The organism is Allorhizobium sp. NPDC080224, assembly GCF_050281005.1.
In the GTDB taxonomy this organism is placed as follows: domain Bacteria; phylum Pseudomonadota; class Alphaproteobacteria; order Rhizobiales; family Rhizobiaceae; genus Allorhizobium.
In genome coordinates this window covers 242,878-261,165 of the sequence record NZ_JBNNWJ010000002.1, presented here as the reverse complement: position 1 = coordinate 261,165, position 18,288 = coordinate 242,878, and the positions used below count along the sequence as shown (strand labels likewise).

Below are 18,288 nucleotides of genomic sequence, written 5' to 3'. Positions count from 1 at the left end.
TTCAACCGTATAAAAAGACGTCCGCGGCTGACGAAAACAAGCCGCCTTACCCGTGCCGGAGAGACCACCATGACACGACGCACGTTCCAGCGTGCCGGTGAAGCCGAGCGCCGGAAGGGTCTGATCGCGGCGACCCTGGACAGCGTTTCCGAACATGGCCTGGAAGGCGCAACCGTCCGCGACATCGCCGCCAGAGCCGGCGTGACCGGCGGTTTGATCCGCCATTATTTTTCCGGCAAGGACGAGATGGTTCAGGCTGCCTATCGCGAAATGCTGGCGGGCATGACCGGCTCCGCCGTCGATGCCATGGCAGAAGCTGGCGCGAACCCGCAGCGGCGCCTGCATGACTTCATCGTCGCCAATGTCAGCCCACCGATTGCCGACCCGAAGGCGTTGTCCCTCTGGGCAGCTTTCATCGGACGTGTGCGATCGGATGAGGAACTCGCCCGTATCCATCGGGAAAACTACATGGTCTTCATCGGCATACTCGAAGAGCTCGTCGGAGCCGTCCTGGAGGCACGACAACACGAACCACCCTTCTCCGAAGTCCGCCATCTCGCGGTCGCGATCAACGGGCTCATCGACGGTTTGTGGCTTGAGAATTCGCTCGCGAGCGACCTCTTCGACGAGGGACGGCTGCCGCAGATCGCACTGGATGCGGTCGAGGCCATGCTGGGCGGATTGTCGTTGAGAGGCACGAACTGAGCAATCCGACCCGCGTCGCGAACACGCATTAGGGCTCCGAGCATTCGGGATCTGGTAACCTCACCGACAGATCGCTTGCCCGCGAAGTTTGACCCTGCTTCATCGCTGCGCGGCGGCTGCGAGCAAGCCCCTTGGACAGCAGCTTGAAATAAGGCATAAAAACGCCAATTCACCTGCCTGGATGCGAAAGTCGCAAAGAGTGTCCGTCCGCCTCTGTTAACCGTCGTATTACGGCCTCTTTCTGCCTCGATTGTTGGTCAATAACCCAATTTTGTGCAATGAGGCGCGGCGGCAAAGACCAGACGGTCGGACCACAACGGCTTTCTATTGAACCATCGAACCGAGAACCTATTTTTCATGACGCTGCATGTCCCATCGCGCGACCTCGAAACCAAGCAGATCGACCACAACGATTCCATTCGATCTGCCTATTTTACGATCGAGGAGTTGCGGGAGAGCGCCGCTTCCCTGGCGCTGAACGGCGTCGAAGAACTTCCGGGTCTGATGGACTTCGACTTCTTCGCCCGGCACAAGGAAAACGAGCGCGAGATCCTGCGCGTCTATCGCGCGACGGCGGCTGACGTCGAAGCCGGGGCTGCGATCACGCCCGCAGCAGAGTGGTTGCTCGACAACCACTACGTTATCGAAGAAGCGATCCAGGAAGTTCGCCGCGACTTCCCGAAGAAGTTCTATCGCCAGCTGCCGACGATGAAGATCGGAAGCCGCGAAATCCCGCGGACGATGGCACTGGCCTGGCTCTACGTCGCCCACACCCATTCGACGGTCAGCCAGGAAAGCATGACGGCCCTGGTCGAAGGTTACCAGCAGCACCAGACGCTGGAGATCGGCGAACTCTGGGCGCTGCCCTCGATCGTCCGATTCGTGCTGGTCGAAAACCTCCGCCGCATCGCGACCCGCGTCGATCGTTCGCGCCGGATGCGCCGCCGGGCCAACGAGGTGGCCGACGAGATCATCCGCTTGAACGACCCGGTCGCGGCCGCGACCTATCTCAGCCAGATCGAACAGCTCGCCGACGACAACACCTTCGCGACGCAGTTCCTCTACCGCCTGCGCAATGGCTCGCAGAATACGAGCTTTGCCGTCGAATGGCTGGAAAGCCGACTGGAAGCGGCCGGCCGCAACGCCCAGGAGGCGATGGACGCCGAGCATAACCGCCTCTCCTCCGGCAATGTCACGATGGGCAACATCGTGCGCGGCCTGCGAGAGATCGACGACAAGGAATGGTCGGTCTGGGTCGAAGAAGTCAGCCATGTCGACCGGGTTCTTGGCCAGCACACCGATTATCGCGAACTCGATTTCGGGTCGCGCAACGCCTATCGCAACACGATCGAAAGGCTGGCGCGTCGCTGCGACCAGAGCGAGATCGAGATTGCCCAGACCGCGATCGACCTGGCGACACAGTCGGCAGGTCCTGATGGACATCTCGACGTTGGAAGCTATCTCGTCGGCAACAGACGGACCGAGCTGGAAAACGCCATCGGCTACAGCCAGCCTCTGTCCCGAATCCTGACCGACGGCATCAAGCGGCTGAACTGGCTCTCCATCGCAATCCCCGTCATTGCGCTTACCGTCGCAGCCCTTGCGATCATTGGATACTTCCTCAACCACGCCGGCGTCCCGACCTCGCTCATCCTGGTCCTGTTGCTCATGGTGTCGCTGCCGGTATCCGAAGGCGCGACGGGACTGTTCAACACGCTCGTCACCTTTTTCGTCAGACCCGTTCGACTGACCGGCTACGAATTCAAGCAGGGCATTCCTGAAGAAGCACGCACCCTCGTCGTTGTACCCTGCATGATCACCAAACGCGACGACGTCGACGAACTCGTCCGCAACCTCGAAGTCCACTACCTGACCAACCCGCATGGCGAGATCTATTTCGCGCTGTTGAGCGACTGGAAGGACAGCCAGACGGAAGAAACCCCGGCCGATCTCGAAGTCCTCGACTATGCCAAGCGCGAACTTGCACAGCTCAATGGCCGCTACGATTTCGGTGGCAAGACTCGCTTCTACCTCTTGCATCGTCGTCGTCTCTACAACGAAGCCGAAGGCTGCTGGATGGGCTGGGAACGCAAGCGCGGCAAGCTGCACGAGTTGAACCTGCTGCTGCGCGGCGACCGCGACACGTCTTATCTGCCGGGCGCCAACATGGTGCCGGAAAACGTGCGTTACGTAATGACGCTCGATGCCGACACCCGCCTGATGCGCGACGCCGTCACCAAGCTCGTCGGCAAGATGCACCATCCGATCAATCGTCCCGTGCATGACGAGAAGACCGGCCGCGTGATCAGCGGCTACGGCGTCCTGCAGCCGCGCGTCACACCCTCGCTGACGACGGGCAAGGATGCCTCGGTCTTCCAGCGCATTTTCTCGATGAACCGCGGCCTCGACCCTTACGTCTTCACGGTCTCCGACGTCTATCAGGACATCACGGCCGAGGGCACCTTTACCGGCAAGGGCCTTTACGACGTCGACGCCTTCGAGACGGCGATCAAGGGCCGGATCGACGAAAACAGCGTGCTCAGCCACGACTTGCTCGAGGGTTCGTTCGCCCGCTGCGCTCTCGTCACCGACGTCGAACTGGTCGAAGACTTCCCGACCCGCTACGAGGTGGAAATCTCGCGCCAGCACCGCTGGGCCCGCGGCGACTGGCAGCTCATTCCCTATATTGGCGACACCAGTCGTGGCATCACCAGCCTCGGTCGCTGGAAGATGGTCGACAACCTGCGCCGGTCGCTGACGCCGATCGCCTGGTATGCCGCCTCGGTTCTCGGCTGGGCTACAATGGAGCCGGTCGGCGCCACCATCTGGCAGTTGCTGCTGATCTTCAGCCTCTTCGTCGCCCCGACCCTGTCGCTTTTGTCGGGCATCGTACCGCGTCAGACGGATATCGTGCCGGCCGCGCATTTCCAGACGCTGTGGTCCGAGGTCCGTTCCATCAACGCGCAGGTTGCGCTTCGCATCGTCTTCATCGCCGACAATGCCTGTATGATGGCAGATGCCATCGCCCGTTCGCTCTACCGCATGCTGGTGAGCCGCAAGCTGCTGCTCGAATGGCGCACCGCTGCCAGCGTCCAGTCGGCAGCCCAGGGCTCGATCGCCTCCTATTACCAGAACATGCGCCATGCGCCGATCCTCGCCATCCTCTCGGTCGGCGTCGCGGCGCTGCCGGGCGGCTATGGTTACCTGATCGGTCTTCCCTTCGCCTTCCTCTGGGTCCTCTCCCCGCTGCTCGCCTGGTATGTCAGCCAGTCGGCCGAGACCGAAGACAGCCTGGAGGTGCCGGAAAACGTCTCTTATGAGCTGCGCAAGATCGCGCGCCGCACCTGGCGTTATTATGAGACGTTCACGACCGCCGGCGACAACTATCTGCCCCCGGACAATTTCCAGGAAACGCCGGAACCGCTGATCGCCCATCGCACCTCGCCGACCAATATCGGCGTCTATCTGCTCTCCGTCGTTTCCGCGCGGCACTTCGGCTGGCTGAGCTTCGAACAGACGATCGAGCGCATGGAGCAGACAATCTCCACCGTCGAACGGATGGAGAAGTATCGGGGTCATCTCTACAACTGGTACTATACCGACACGCTGCAGACCCTTGGCCCAAAGTATATTTCGGCGGTCGACAGCGGCAATCTCGCCGGCCATCTGATCGCGATCGCCTCGGCCTGCCGCGAATGGGCGGAGGCTCCGTCCGCACACCTTCAGGGCAACTTCGACGGCATCGGCGATGTCGGCGGCATCCTGCTCGAAATCCTTGAGCAACTGCCCGACGACCGAAAGACGGTGCGTCCTCTGCGCAAACGTCTGGAAGAGCGTATCATCGGTTTCAACACGGCGCTCGCGGCCGTTAAGCGCGAGCATGAATTCGCCTCCATCCGCATCATTAATCTCGCGGTGCTCGCCCGTGACGCACAGAAGCTGGCGGCAAATCTCCACCACGAGATCCGCTCCGAAGCGAGTGCCGAAGTCGTACGCTGGACGGAAGCGCTGGTCTCGGTTTGCGAAGCCCATATTGCAGACACCGCATTCGATCTGTCGAACATCGATCCGCTGCGCCAGCGCCTGAGCCAGCTCTCCGAGCGCGCCCGCAACCTCGCCTTTTCGATGGACTTCACCTTCCTCTTCCGTCCGGAGCGCCGCCTGCTGTCGATCGGCTATCGCGTCGACGCCCGCGAACTGGACGAGGCCTGCTACGACCTGCTCGCGTCGGAATGCCGTCTGACCAGCCTGTTTGCGATCGCCAAGGGTGATCTACCGACGGAACACTGGTACCGACTCGGTCGCCAGGTCGTGCCGATCGGTGCCCGCGCAGCGTTGATCTCCTGGTCGGGCTCGATGTTCGAATATCTGATGCCGCCGCTCGTCATGCAGGAGCGACAAGGTGGCATTCTCAACCAGACGAACAATCTCGTGGTCATCGAACAGATGAACCACGGCCGCCGGCTGAACATCCCCTGGGGCATCTCGGAAGCGGCCTTTAACGCCCGCGACCACGAGATGAATTATCAGTACACCAACTTCGGTGTGCCGACGCTCGGCCTCAAGCGTGGCCTGGGCCAGAACGCCGTCGTGGCCCCCTATGCCTCGATCCTTGCGAGCCAGTATTATCCGGAAGCCGCACTCGAGAACCTGACGCGACTGCGCAAGCTGGGCGCTCTCGGCCCCTTCGGCTTCCATGATGCCGTCGACTTCACCCCGACGCGCCTGCCGGACGGCAAGAAGTGCGCCGTCGTCAAGAACTACTATGCCCACCATCATGGCATGTCGATCGCAGCCATCGCCAACGTCGCCTTCAACGGCCGTCTGCGTGCGCTATTCCATGCCGATCCGGTGATCGAAGCGGCAGAACTTCTCCTTCAGGAAAAGACGCCTCGGGAAATCCCGGTCATGAGTGCGAAATACGAACCGCAGACCCCGGGCAAGGGCCAGGCGGACCTTCTGCGCGCCGAAGTCCGCTCCATCGAGGATCCCGCAACCAAGGACCGCGAAGTCGTCTTCCTTTCGAATGGCCACTACTCGGTCATGATGACAGCCACTGGCTCCGGCTTCTCGCGCTGGAACGGCCAGTCCGTCACCCGCTGGAAGCCCGACACGACCGAAGACCGCTGGGGCACCTTCCTCTTCCTGCGCGATACCGCAACCAACGAGTGGTGGTCCGCCACCGCAGCGCCACGCAGCGCGGAGAACGAGAAGACCAAGGTCATCTTCGGTGACGACAAGGCGGAATTCTTCAAGACGGTCGGTGACATCTCGACTTCCGTCGAGTGCATCGTCGGCACGGAGCATGACGCCGAAGGCCGCAGACTGACGATCCTGAACACCGGGACGGAAGACCGCTACATCGAGGTTACGTCCTACACCGAGCCGGTGCTGGCCTACGAGGACAGCGACAACGCCCATCCGCTCTTCTCGCGCATGTTCGTGAAGACTGAGTTCGGTCGTCGCCGCGACGTCATTCGCGCCGAGCGCAACAAGCGAAGCCCATCCGACCCGGATATCTGCGTTGCCCATCTGGTGGTCGACAGCGCCGGACAGGGCCGCCCCACCGAGTTTGAAACCGATCGCCGCAAGTTCCTCGGCCGTGGCCGCAGTCTCGGTGAGGCGGCAGCCTTCGACCCCGGCGCAAACCTCTCCGGATCGGAAGGCTTTACGCTCGATCCGATCTTGAGCCTTCGCCGCGTGGTGCGCGTGCCGGCCGGCAAGAAGGTTCAGGTCATCTTCTGGACCATGGCAGCCCCGAATCGCGAAGAAATCGACCAGGCGATCGAGCGCTATCGCCATCCGGATTCCTTCAGCCACGAGCTCATCCACGCCTGGACCCGCGCCCAGGTCGAGCTTCGCCATATCGGCATCACCTCGCAGCAGGCGGCTGCCTTCCAGCATCTCGGCCGCTACTTGACCTATCCCGACAATCACCTGCGTGCGGATCCCGAAACGGTCCGCAAGGGGCTGAGGTCGCAGTCGGCGCTGTGGCCCATGGCGATTTCGGGCGACTTCCCGATCTTTGCGCTGCGCATCAACGACGACATGGACATGGACATCGCCCGCGAGGCGATGAGCGCGCTGGAATATCTGCGTCGCCGCGGCGTCGTGGCTGACCTTGCAATCATCAACGAGCGCGCGACATCTTACGCCCAGGACATGCAGCATGCACTCGACCAGATGGCGGACAATCTGCGCCACCGCCTGCCGGGTGGCCGCCAGCATGTCTTTACAGTCCGCGACGACCTGCAGGACGAAGGCGCGACGCTTGCGGTCCTCGCGGCAGCCCGTGTCGTGCTGCACACCCGCAACGGCAAGATCGTCGATCAGGTGAACCGCGCCGTCTCGCTCTTTGCGACACCGCGAACCATCGACGGCGAGCCAGAGTGGGCAGGCCTTCCGCCAGTGCTGCCGGCACCTGCAAAGGCGACATCGCCGGTCGACGGTTCCGACCTCGACTTCTGGAACGGCTTCGGCGGCTTCTCGAAAGATGGTTCGGAATATGTCGTGCGTCTCAATGGATCTGCGACAACGCCGCAGCCCTGGATCAACGTTATCGCCAACGAGAACTTCGGCTTCCACGTATCCGCCGAAGGCGCCGGCTTCACCTGGAGCCAGAACTCGCGCGACTACCAGCTGACGCCCTGGACCAATGATCCCGTGGTAAACCGTCCGGGCGAGGCTTTCTACGTGACCGATCTCGGCAGCGGACGCGCCTATGCGACCGTGAGCGCCCTGAACCTCGATCCGGCAGCGACCTTCGAGACGCGCCATGGCATGGGTTACTCGACCTTCATTAGCCAGCACGGCGATCTCCAGATCGAACTGACCCAGACCGTGGATCGAGAGCGCCCGGTCAAGCTCACGAAGATCCGGCTGAAGAACGCGAGCCCTGAGCCACGCAAGTTCCGCATCTATGGCTACGCAGAATGGGTCCTCGGCAACAATCCGGCCCGCACCGCCCCCTTCATTCTGTCGAGCTTCGATGAGGAGACCGGCGCACTGCTCGCCTCCAATCCCTATGACATCAACTATCCCGGTCGTTTCGCCTTCCTGGCTGGACCGGAACAGCCGGATGGCTATACGGCAAGTCGGCGCGAATTCATCGGTCGCAACGGCACGATCAAGCTGCCCCAGGCCGTCGCCCGTGCCTCGGGTCTTACGGGCTCGATCGAGAGCGAAAGCGATCCTTGTGCGGCAATCGCCTTCGATGTCGAGCTGGCACCCGGTCAGTCGCGCGACATGACCTTCCTACTCGGGGAATGCGATACGGCGGAAGCCGCAGTCGATCTCGTCAAGACGGTCCGCGGCTCAGGCTTCGAGACGATCCTCAAGGCCAACCGCGACTTCTGGACAGGCTTCACAGGCAAGCTCTCGGTAGAAACCGGCGACAAGGCCTTCGACAACCTCGTCAATCGCTGGCTGCCCTATCAGGCGCTGGCCTGCCGGATCTTCGGGCGTGCCGGCTTCTACCAGGCAAGCGGCGCCTACGGCTTCCGTGATCAGTTGCAGGACACGCTGGCGTTCCTGACCGTCGAACCCAAGCTCGCCCGCCGGCAGATCCTGAGTGCCGCTGCGCGTCAGTTCGTCGAAGGAGACGTACAGCATTGGTGGCTGCCGCAGACAGGCGCGGGTGTCCGCACCATGATCTCCGATGATGTCGTCTGGCTCGCCCATGCGATCGATCAGTATGTGTCGGCCACAGGCGATGAAACGATCCTTGCCGAACAGATCCCCTTCATCGAGGGACCGCAACTCACGCAGGGTCAGCATGACAGCTTCTTCCTGCCAAACGTTGCGGCCGAAACGGCCGATCTCTACGAGCACGCCGCCCGCGCGCTCGACCTCGCCATTGCGCGGACCGGAGAGCACGGCCTGCCTCTGATCCTTGGCGGCGACTGGAACGACGGCATGAACCGCGTCGGGATCGAAGGACGTGGCGAAAGTGTCTGGCTTGGCTGGTTGCTCGCCGCCACATTGGACCGCTTCAGGCTGCAGGCAGACAAGCGTGGCGATCACGACCGCAGTGCCCGCTGGGGCGATCATGCCGCCAAGCTGAAAACGGCTCTGGAAACGGCCGGTTGGGACGGAGACCATTATCGTCGTGGCTATTTCGACGACGGCTCACCGCTTGGTTCGAATGACTCACGCCAGTGCCAGATCGATTCCATTGCCCAGTCTTGGAGCGTTCTGTCCGGAATGGGAGATCCCGCCCATACCGAAAAGGCACTCGATTCCGCCGTCTCTAAGCTTGTCGATGCAGAGAATGGCATCGTCCGCCTCTTTACGCCGGCTTTCGAAAAGCCTGAGATCGATCCTGGTTACATTGGCGCCTATCCACCCGGCGTGCGCGAAAACGGCGGCCAATATACCCATGCGGCGATCTGGCTTGGCTTGTCCCTCGTCAAGGCGGGTCGCCTCGCCGACGCCTGGCGCGTCTTCGAACTGATGAACCCGATCAATCATGCGAAAACGGCAGACGAGGCAGAACGGTATCGCGTCGAGCCTTACGTCGTGGCAGCCGATATCTACGGCGGTGATGGCTATGCCGGACGCGGTGGCTGGACCTGGTACACGGGATCTGCGGGCTGGCTCTATCGTTTCGCGGTCGAGGGCTTCCTCGGTATCCGTCGCAAGGACGGTGCGCTTGTCGTGAACCCGGCCTTGCCCGAACATTGGCAGGGCTACAAGGCCAAGGTCGACATTGATGGCCGGAAGGTCGATGTCGCCGTCACACGGACCGCAGAAGGCTACGATGTGATCCTTGATGGCAAGGCGCAGGTGACGAGTGCGGATCTGCCGCCTGCACCGCCCCCGGTGAAGAAACCGGCGCGCAAGCCGAAGGTCAAAGCGGCCGAATGAGAACGAAAGAGGCCCCGCCATCGCTGGCGGGGCCTCTTTCTTTTTGGCTTATCGCGCAGGCTGTCAGGCCGAGTAGACGATCAGCAGATCCTTGGCGTCGATCTGGTCACCAATCCGCACGAGCACTTCCGCAACCACCCCGTCGCGGTCGGCATGCAGCGCCGTTTCCATCTTCATCGCTTCGATCGAAAGCAAGACGTCGCCAGACTTGACGGTCTGGCCGGCAGACACGGAAACCTGCGAGATGACACCCGGCATCGGCGCACCGAGCTGTGCGGCATTACCGGTCTCCGCCTTGCGACGGATGGCGCTACCAGAGGCACCATGAGCGCGGTCCGGAACCTTGATACGGCGAGGCTGGCCGTTGAGCTCGAAGAACACGGTGACCATGCCCTTCTCGTCCGTATTGCCAATCGCCTGATTGACGATGACGAGCGTCTTGCCTTTTTCGAGGTCGACGAAAAGCTCCTCGCCGGCCGGCAGTCCATAAAAATACTGCGGCGTCGGGATGACCGAGACCGGACCATACATGTCGGCCGCAAGCGCGTAGTCGGTGAAGACCTTGGGATACATCAGGTAGGACGCGAATTCGAAGCCGCTGACCTCGCGACCGAGCTTTTCCTCGATCAGCTTGCGTTCGGCGTCGAGATCGGCTGGCGGCAACAGGGAACCGGGCACGGCCGTATAGGCCTGCTCACCCTTGAGCGCCTTCTTCTGCAATGCTTCCGGCCAACCACCGGGCGGCTGACCGAGATCACCCTTCAGCATCGACACGACCGAATCCGGGAAGGCGATGTCCTTGGCCGGGTTCTCGACATCCGCCACCGAAAGATCCTGGCTCACCATCATCAGCGCCATGTCGCCGACGACCTTGGACGACGGCGTCACTTTGACGATATCGCCGAACATCTGGTTGGCGTCGGCATAGGCCTGTGCGACTTCATGCCAGCGCGTCTCAAGGCCGAGCGAACGAGCCTGCTCCTTGAGGTTGGTGAACTGACCACCCGGCATTTCGTGCAGATAGACTTCCGAAGCCGGCCCCTTGAGGTCGCTCTCGAAGGCAGCATACTGCGTGCGCACGGCTTCCCAGTAGAAGGACAGGCGCCGGATCCAGTGCGGATCGAGGCCCGGATCACGTTCGGAGCCGCGCAGGGCCTCGACGATCGAGCCAAGGCAAGGCTGCGACGTGTTTCCGGAGAATGCGTCCATGGCAGCGTCGACCGCATCGACACCCGCTTCGACGGCGGCGAGCACAGTCGCAGCCGCAATCCCGGAGGTGTCATGGGTGTGGAAATGGATCGGCAGACCCGTCTCTTCACGCAGGGCCTTGAACAGCACCTTGGCGGCGGCCGGCTTCAACAGGCCCGCCATGTCCTTGACCGCAATGATATGCGCCCCGGCCTTTTCCAGCTCGGCGGCAAGCGCGGTGTAATACTTCAGATCGTATTTCGGACGAGCCGAGTTGAGGAGATCGCCAGTGTAGCAGATCACCGCCTCGCAGAGCTTGTTCTCCTCGATGACGGCATCCATCGACACCCGCATGTTGTCGACCCAGTTCAGGCAGTCGAAGACGCGGAAGAGGTCGATCCCGCCCTTGGCCGCCTGGCGGACGAAATACTTCACGACATTGTCGGGATAGTTCTTGTAGCCGACGCCGTTCGCGCCGCGCAGCAGCATCTGCAGGAGCAGGTTCGGCGCGCCTTCACGCACCAGGGCCAAACGCTCCCACGGATCTTCCGTCAGGAAGCGCATGGAGACGTCGAAGGTCGCCCCGCCCCAGCATTCCAGCGAGAAGAGGTTCGGCAGCGCGCGGGCATAGGTGTCAGCGATTCTCGCGATATCATGTGTGCGCACCCGCGTCGCCAGCAGCGACTGGTGGCCGTCACGCATGGTCGTGTCGGTCATCAGGATACGCTTTTCATTGCGCATCCAGTCGCCGAACTTCTTCGGCCCGAGCTCATCGAGCAACTGCTTGGTGCCCGGCTTGATGGCAGCGTCGATAAACGGAACCACCGGCTCGGCGGCATCCGCCGGCGGCTTCGGGCGCCCCTTGACTTCCGGATGGCCGTTGACGGTCACATCGGCGAGATAGGTGAGGAGCTTCGTCGCGCGATCCTGGCGCTTCACCTGCTGGAAGAGCTCCGGCGTCGTGTCGATGAAGCGAGTCGTATAGGAATTGTCGCGGAAGCTCGGGTGGCCGATGATCGCTTCGAGGAAGGTCAGGTTGGTGGCAACACCACGGATGCGGAACTCGCGCAGCGCGCGATCCATGCGGCTGATCGCTTCCTGCGGCGTGCTGCCCGACGCCGTCACCTTGACCAACAGCGGGTCATAGTAGCGGGTGATGATCGCACCCGAATAGGCGGTGCCACCGTCGAGACGGATACCGAAGCCGGCCGCCGAACGATAGGCGGTGATACGGCCATAGTCGGGAATGAAGTTCTGTTCCGGATCCTCGGTGGTGATACGGCACTGCAGCGCGTGACCGTTGAGGCGGATATCGGCCTGATCAGGCACACCCGATTCCGGCGTCCCGATCGCGTGGCCATCCAGAATGTGGATCTGCGCCTTGACGATATCGATGCCTGTCACGACTTCCGTGACCGTGTGCTCGACCTGTATGCGCGGATTGACCTCGATGAAGTAGAATTTGCCGGTATCGGCATCCATCAGATACTCGACGGTGCCGGCGCCGATGTAGTTGGTGGCTTTGGCAATCTTGAGCGAATAGTCGGCCAATTCCTGGCGCTGCGCTTCGTTCAGATAGGGCGCCGGCGCCCGCTCAACGACCTTCTGGTTGCGGCGCTGGATCGAGCAGTCGCGCTCGAAGAGATGCACGACATTGCCATGCGTGTCGCCCAGTACCTGGCTCTCGACGTGACGGGCGCGCTCGACAAGCTTCTCGAGGTAGACCTCGTCCTTGCCGAAGGCCGCCATCGCTTCGCGCTTGCCTTCCGTGACCTCGCGCAGCAGGTCCTTCGGATCACGGATCGCGCGCATGCCGCGACCGCCGCCGCCCCAGGAAGCCTTGAGCATGACCGGGTAGCCGATTTCTTCAGCCAAGCGATGGATCTCGGCCTCGTCGTCCGGCAGGGGGTCGGTGGCGGGCACGACCGGCACACCGACGCTGATGGCGAGATTGCGGGCGGCAACCTTGTTGCCGAGCTGGCGCATCGTATCGCTTTTCGGGCCGATGAAAATCAGACCTGCATCGTTGCAGGCATCGACGAATTCGGGACTTTCCGACAGGAGGCCATAGCCCGGATGAATCGCATCGGCGCCCGACAATTTGGCGACGCGGATGATTTCATCGATCGAAAGATAGCTTTCGATCGGGCCAAGATCCCTCTCCAGATGCGGACCGCGACCAACCTGGTAACTTTCATCCGCTTTGAAGCGATGCAGCGCGAGTTTGTCTTCCTCGGCCCAGATGGCGACCGTTTTCAGACCGAGCTCGTTGGCGGCGCGAAAGACGCGGATCGCGATTTCCGAACGGTTGGCGACAAGGATCTTGGATATTGGCAATTCGATCTCCCCAAAACGATATGCCAGGGCATTGTGCACCTGCGAAGAAAAGTCATAGCGCGTTGTTTTAGGAAGTTCAATTTGCCTTGGTCGACCTCGAGAAGATTCCGCTCCGTCTCAGGTCACCAGGCCGAGACGAAACGACAAAGCCACGACATGCTGGCGATTTTTCGCATTTAGTTTGTCCTGAATACCATTCATGTACCAGTCGACCGTGTGATTGGAAATTTTCAGGATCTTGCTGATCTCGTTGGACGTCAGCCCATCTGCCAGGTAGTTCAGCACTTCCATTTCGCGACGCGTCATCCGCGTATCGATCGGCTTGGCAGCCTCCGTTTCGTTCGCATGCTTGAACTCGAGCAGACGCCAATAGGCCTTCTTCGCCACAGCATCGAACAGCGCGATCTCAGTTGGCGACAGATCAACAGGACGCCCGCCGACCGTCATGTTGCCCAGCAGACCTGTGCGTCCATGAACGGGGAAAATGTAGCCATCCATCAGCCCGAAACGCATGCTGTCTCCGAGCATGCGCTCCATCCGCTTGCGATGCGGATCGGCGCGGAAGGCGTACAGCGCGTCGCGCCAGCGGAATCCGGCATGCGCCTGTCCGAGAAAGCGGATCGTCGGATCGATCAGGACGTATTTCTTGGCGATGTAGAGCTGCGGCCAACCTTCGGGCCAGTGGCCGGTGAGGACGAGGTTCATCGGGTTCTCGTCCGGCTTCGGCTGGCGAACAACCCCATAATACTCGAAGCCATAGCCTCGAACCAGTTTCTCCAGCTCCGAAACAACCTCGGCTGCCGATCGGCATTCGTCGACGATGACAAGGAAATGCAGCAATTGGTTGATATTCACAAAGTCTCTCCAAAATGCGCGTCTAAAATTACCATTAAAAAGCCACGAGCGACGGCTTTTCGGCCACGCGAAGCAATTTGAACGTTTACCGTCAAAATGGGTTATTGGAAACCTATGGCGGCGTGCGGAATTCTAGCTTCGACCGACCATCAAGCGCTGTCTGGCGTCGGTGGGATCTTGCGGCAGCATGGCTGTCGCATTAGGCATCCTTTCTGGCTGGCGGACTGCGCGAGCGGAAAATTCGGCGAGTTTCGCGACATCAGACAAAGGTAAACCCAGTTGTCCCTGCTCCAAGTCTATTTCAAAGCCCTGAAATACCTTGCAAGTTACAAGTTGCGAGTTTCCCTCGTCGTCGCCGCGAACGTCGTTCTCGCTGTCATTACGATCCTGGAGCCCATTCTTTTCGGTCGCATCATCGATGCGATCTCGGAAAAGCGCGACGCCACGGGAATCCTGATCGCCTGGGGCTGCTTCGGTGTATTCAACACGGTCGCCTATGTGCTTGTCGCCCGCCAGGCCGATCGACTGGCGCATGGTCGCCGTGCCGATCTGCTGACCGAATCATTCGGCAAGATCATTTCCATGCCGCTCAGCTGGCACCACACGCGCGGCACCTCGAATGCCCTGCATACGTTGTTGCGCGCAGGCGAGACGCTGTTCGGGCTTTGGCTGGAATTCATGCGCACGCATTTGGCGACCGCCGTCGCCCTCGCCCTGTTGATTCCGACGGCCTTCTCGATGGACGTGCGGCTCACATCGGTCCTGATCATCCTCGCTGTTCTCTATGTCATCATCGGCAAGACCGTGATGAATAGGACCAAGGAAGGCCAGGCCTCGGTGGAAGGCCATTATCACACGGTCTTCTCCCATGTGAGCGACTCGATCAGCAACGTCTCCGTCCTGCACAGCTACAACCGCATCGAGGCCGAAACCCGGGCACTCAAGGAATACACGACGAAGCTGCTCTCCGCCCAGTACCCGGTTCTCGACTGGTGGGCGCTGGCGGGTGCCCTGAACCGCATCGCTTCGACACTCTCGATGCTGGTCATACTCGTGATCGGCACGCTTCTGGTCCAGCGAGGCGAATTGAAGGTCGGCGACATCATCGCCTTTACCGGTTTTGCCGGCCTGCTGATTGCCCGCCTCGACCAGATGATCACCTTCATCAACCAGATCTTCGAGGCACGCTCGAAGTTAGAGGACTTCTACAAGCTGGAAGACGCGGTCCAGGAACGGGAAGAGCGCGCCGGAGCCGCCGATCTGAAGCCGGTCCAGGGTGACGTCGAGTTCCGCGATGTATGCTTTGACTTTGCCTCGACCACGCAAGGCGTACGCGACATTTCCTTCCACGTCCGTGCCGGCCAGACGGTCGCGATCGTCGGACCAACGGGCGCCGGGAAAACCACGCTTATCAATCTGTTGCAGCGGGTCTACGATCCGCAGTCGGGCCAAATCCTGATCGACGGCCAGGACATCGCCAAGGTGACCCGCAAGTCGTTGCGCCATGCGATCGCAACCGTCTTTCAGGATGCGGGCCTCCTGAACCGCTCGATCAAGGAGAATATCCGCCTGGGACGCGAAGACGCGACCGAGGAGGAAATCATTCAGGCGGCCGAAGCCGCAGCAGCGACCGACTTCATTGAAAGCCGCATGATCGGCTTCGACACCCATGTCGGCGAGCGCGGCAACCGGCTGTCGGGTGGCGAGCGCCAGCGCATTGCCATCGCCCGCGCAATCCTGAAGAACGCGCCGATCCTCGTCCTCGACGAAGCGACCAGTGCGCTTGACGTGGAGACCGAAGCCCGGGTCAAGCAGGCGATCGATCGGCTCAGAAAGAACCGCACCACCTTCATCATCGCCCACCGCCTCTCAACCATTCGCGAAGCCGACCTGGTCATCTTCCTCGATCACGGTCGGGTCATCGAAAAGGGCAATTACGACGAGCTGAGCGCTCTCGGTGGCCGATTCACCTCACTTCTGCGCACCAGCGGCCTGCTCAAGGAAGAGCCGAGCCCGGCGATCTGAACGGTGACACCGCTCAGATCGTATTGAGCGTCTCAAGCACCTGGGCGGCATGCTTGCGAATGGCGTCCTGCTTGAAAGGATCCATCCGCCGCCAGGTCGCATACATGTTGGAAAGCCGCGGATTGCGCGCCAGCTTCTCCGTATTGCGATCGAGGAAGTCCCAGTAGAGCGCGTTAAACGGACAGGCCTTTGGGCCCGTCGTCAGCTTCGGATCGTAACGACAGCCGCCGCAGAAATTGCTCATCCGGTCGATATATTTGCCGCTCGCCGCATAGGGCTTGCTCGCCATGATCCCGCCGTCGCCATAAAGCGCCATGCCGAGCGTATTCGGCAATTCGACCCATTCGTAGGCATCGGAATAGACGGCAAGATACCATTCGCAGACTTCTGCAGGATTGATCCCGGCCAGCATCGCGAAGTTGCCCGTCACCATCAGCCGCTGGATATGATGCGAATAGGCGTGTTCGATCGTATCGCCGACCGCACCCTTCATGCAGGCCATGTCGGTCTTCGCCGTCCAGTACATCTGCGGCAACGGACGGGTTGCGACAAGATGGTTGAGCGCCGCATAGTCGGGCATCTCCGTCCAGTAGATGCCGCGGACATATTCGCGCCAGCCGAGGATCTGCCGGATGAAGCCCTCGACGGCATTGAGCGGTGCACGACCCTCGAACCAGGCGGCCTCCGCCCGGCGGATGACGTCGATCGGCATGAGTAGGCCGGCATTGATGTAGGAGGAAACAAGCGAGTGATAGAGATAGGGCTCGCCTTTCACCATCGCGTCCTGATAGTCGCCAAAATTGGGCAAGATCTCGTCGATGAACTGCTGAAGCTCCATCTCCGCCTGATCAGCGGTCACGGCAAAATGGAAACTGTCGAGCGAGCCCATGTGGCCGGCGAAGCGCTCTTCGACCAGAGCCAGCACGGACTTCGTGATCGCATCCTTTCGGTGGCTGATCCGATTTGGCCCCTTCAGCCCCTCTGCCGGTGGCTTGCGGTTCTCGGCATCGAAGTTCCATTTGCCGCCGACCGGCTCCTCGCCTTCCAGCAGCACGCGGTGACGCCGGCGCATGTCGCGATAGAAATACTCCATGCGCAACTGTTTGCGGCCCTTGCGCCATTCCCGGAAGTCTTCGATCGAACAGAGAAAGCGATCATCCTCGCGGATCTCGACCGGCACACCGAGAGCGGCTTCCCAGCCCCACATCTCGTCCGCCAGACGCCACTCCCCGCATTCCGTCACGACGACGGAGGTTGCGCCGATCTCGGCTAGAGCGCGGACAAGCTCGCCTTTCAGGCTCTGCGTGTTTTCGGGATCGTCCAGGGTGACGTAACGGACGGTAAGCCCCTTCTCTCTCAAGTCCTCGGCAAAGTGCCGCATGGCGGAAAAGAGAAAGGCGATCTTCTTCTTGTGATGCTTCACATAAGTCGCCTCGCTCATGACTTCCGCCATGAGCACCAGCGAGTTTTCAGGTTCGACATCGGCGAGCGCTGACAGGGAGTGACTGAGCTGATCCCCGAGAACGAGATGGATACGCGACGCCTTCACCATTCGATCGGCTGGCCGTCATAGGCAAAGAAGCCGCCCGTCTGCGACGGTTCAAGCTCATCCAGCACCGACAGCATCATGGCGACGCTCTCGCCCGGCTGTATCTTGTCATGCGCCTTGGAGAAGCCACCCGAAAAGCCGGTATCCACCGAACCCGGATGCAGCGCCACCACCACACTCTTCGCTCGCAGACGAGCGATTTCAATCGCCGAGGTCCGGGTGATCTGGTTCAGCGCCGCCTTGGCCGAGCGGTAGGAGATCCAGCCGCCAAGCTTGTTGTCGCCGATCGACCCGACCCGTGCCGACAGCGTGGCAAACACGCTCTTGCCCTCGTTGGAGAGCAGCGGCGCGAAGTGCTTCAGCGCCAGCGCCGGGCCGATGGCGTTCAGCGCAAACTGCGCCGCCATCACATCACCTTGGATCGCCTTGATCGTCTTTTCCGGGCCATTGCCATTGATGACAAGCGCACCCGTCGCACAGAGAATGAGATCGAATCTCTGGCCCCCTTCGGAGAAGCGGGCTGCCGCCGCACCGACAGAGGCATCATCGGTGATATCGAACCCGTCGCGACTACGCGACAACTCGGTCACGCCACCACAGGCAGGATCGGCCTTGATGGCGGCAGCAAAGGCGCCGCCGATGCCTCCGCTCGATCCGAGCACAAGCGCGCGGTAGCCGGGATTGAGGGACGTCATTCCGGAAAAGAGGGACGTCATTCCGGAAAAGTCGGACATCTGGATCTCCTGCTGGTCTGTGCTACCCAC

General features: G+C 61.3%; 7 protein-coding genes. 3 read left to right on the top strand and 4 right to left on the bottom strand.

Going from position 1 to position 18,288, the window contains the following annotated elements; translation table 11 throughout:
* Positions 1-69 precede the first annotated feature (69 nt).
* Positions 70-705: a TetR family transcriptional regulator C-terminal domain-containing protein gene (locus ACQKP1_RS19515; RefSeq protein WP_427276648.1), complete on the top strand. Its 636-nt coding sequence runs from the start codon at positions 70-72 to the stop codon at positions 703-705.
* A gap of 357 nt (positions 706-1,062) precedes the next feature.
* The gene (locus ACQKP1_RS19510; RefSeq protein WP_427276647.1) at positions 1,063-9,570 is read left to right on the top strand and encodes a GH36-type glycosyl hydrolase domain-containing protein; all 8,508 of its coding nucleotides are present in this window, start codon (positions 1,063-1,065) and stop codon (positions 9,568-9,570) included.
* A 63-nt stretch (positions 9,571-9,633) separates the two neighbouring features.
* Here the strand turns inward: ACQKP1_RS19510 and pyc are convergent, their stop codons facing one another.
* Positions 9,634-13,095, bottom strand: a complete 3,462-nt coding sequence (gene pyc / locus ACQKP1_RS19505; protein ID WP_427276646.1) for a pyruvate carboxylase — start codon at positions 13,093-13,095, stop codon at positions 9,634-9,636.
* Positions 13,096-13,212: 117 nt separating this feature from the next.
* A complete protein-coding gene (locus tag ACQKP1_RS19500) occupies positions 13,213-13,950 on the bottom strand; it encodes a LuxR family transcriptional regulator (protein ID WP_203019839.1) in 738 nt (245 codons plus the stop codon).
* A 279-nt stretch (positions 13,951-14,229) separates the two neighbouring features.
* On the opposite strand from ACQKP1_RS19500, the gene ACQKP1_RS19495 reads away from it, so the two are divergent.
* Positions 14,230-15,975, top strand: coding sequence for a glucan ABC transporter ATP-binding protein/ permease (locus tag ACQKP1_RS19495; RefSeq protein ID WP_427276645.1), 1,746 nt, complete (start codon positions 14,230-14,232; stop codon positions 15,973-15,975).
* Positions 15,976-15,988: 13 nt separating this feature from the next.
* Here the strand turns inward: ACQKP1_RS19495 and ACQKP1_RS19490 are convergent, their stop codons facing one another.
* Both ACQKP1_RS19490 and ACQKP1_RS19485 read right to left on the bottom strand, forming a co-directional pair.
* Complete coding sequence (locus ACQKP1_RS19490; RefSeq protein ID WP_427276644.1) at positions 15,989-17,527, bottom strand: cryptochrome/photolyase family protein; 1,539 nt, start codon at positions 17,525-17,527, stop codon at positions 15,989-15,991.
* Positions 17,521-18,258 (bottom strand): SDR family oxidoreductase, encoded by a 738-nt coding sequence (locus ACQKP1_RS19485; RefSeq protein ID WP_427276643.1) that lies wholly within the window; start codon positions 18,256-18,258, stop codon positions 17,521-17,523. Before ACQKP1_RS19485 ends, ACQKP1_RS19490 begins: the two co-directional genes overlap by 7 nt.
* Positions 18,259-18,288: the final 30 nt, after the last annotated feature.